The organism is Peribacillus sp. P4_D6, assembly GCF_056401795.1.
On record NZ_JBFUIQ010000350.1, the window covers coordinates 1 to 1075 of the forward strand.

Here is a 1075-nt window from a genome sequence, read left to right on the forward strand (position 1 = left end):
GAATCAACCAATGCATGCAATGGATTTAAAACTGTCTGTCCTGTCTGAAGTTCATATCTCCTTGCCGCTTCGACCATTGATAGTTGAGCTACAGACAGCCGTCTATTTTCGTTTTTAAACTGGGATAAATAATTCATGATTTCCTGATTATATCTTTCTCCCAATCCCTGCATAATGAATTCAAAGGCATCGTCGATAATGATGACTTCAAAATCCACAGTCCCAAATTTTTCAGCATGTGCAGTTAAACGTTTGACCGTTCCTTCAACAGTGGCAGGGTTCGTGAATAATATCATTTGCGGCTGCTGCAATTGGCAAATTTGCTCAAAATATGGTTCATCGATTTTAATGATGGGCATGGGTAGAGATAGTTGTTCTTCGTTTAATAAAGCAATATAGTTTGTACAAGTTATCAGGATGGCATCCACTTTACATTCGGCAATCCATTCGACCTGTTGTTTAACCTTTTTTTGAGCATCCGAATAATTAAAATTTTCATCCGTTGACACCCGTTGCATCAATCCCGGATCTACAAAATGAAGCCATTCAATATCGAATTTCGAGAATGCGTTTTCTATGTATTCTACATTTGTATAGTGTGCATGCAAACAGCCTATCTTTTTTTTCATAAATCTCCCGCTTTCGTCAGTTAGTATTCTGATTATTCTAACACAAAAACGCGACAAGTTGACCGATGGCAGCAAAAACGATGAATAACCATGACCCTCCTATATCGGGGTAAAAGACTGCTTCTTTGAGCCAGATTGCTCAGTAGGTATGAATCGGGCTCTTGAGCATATATTTATCAAGGCGATAACAAGGGGAATCATCAGGAAAATGGAACATCAGTAACCAAATTGCTGCTCATTTAAAGTAAAGTAACCATTAAGAGAAACAAACCGARGTCAGTTAAAAACATTATATTGGAGAGTGTTCACCATTCTTTATTTAATTGCGATTCTTTTCCCTCCATTAGCGGTTTTATTGGCCGGTAAACCCATTCAGGCTGTGCTTAATTTGGTCCTCACACTATTTTTTTATGTCCCTGGATTAATTCACGCAATCCTAGTGGTGC

The 1075-nt window shown here is 38.3% G+C and carries 2 protein-coding genes; one reads left to right on the forward strand and one right to left on the reverse strand.

Features of this window, described 5'->3' with window-relative positions:
- Positions 1–629 (reverse strand): hypothetical protein (locus AC1DVB_RS27470; protein ID WP_477591998.1); only part of this gene is annotated, 629 nt, incomplete at its 3' end.
- Between the two features lie 301 nt (positions 630–930).
- Here AC1DVB_RS27470 and AC1DVB_RS27475 point away from each other — a divergent pair.
- A partial coding sequence (locus tag AC1DVB_RS27475) for a YqaE/Pmp3 family membrane protein (RefSeq protein WP_477592000.1) occupies positions 931–1075 on the forward strand: 145 nt, incomplete at its 3' end.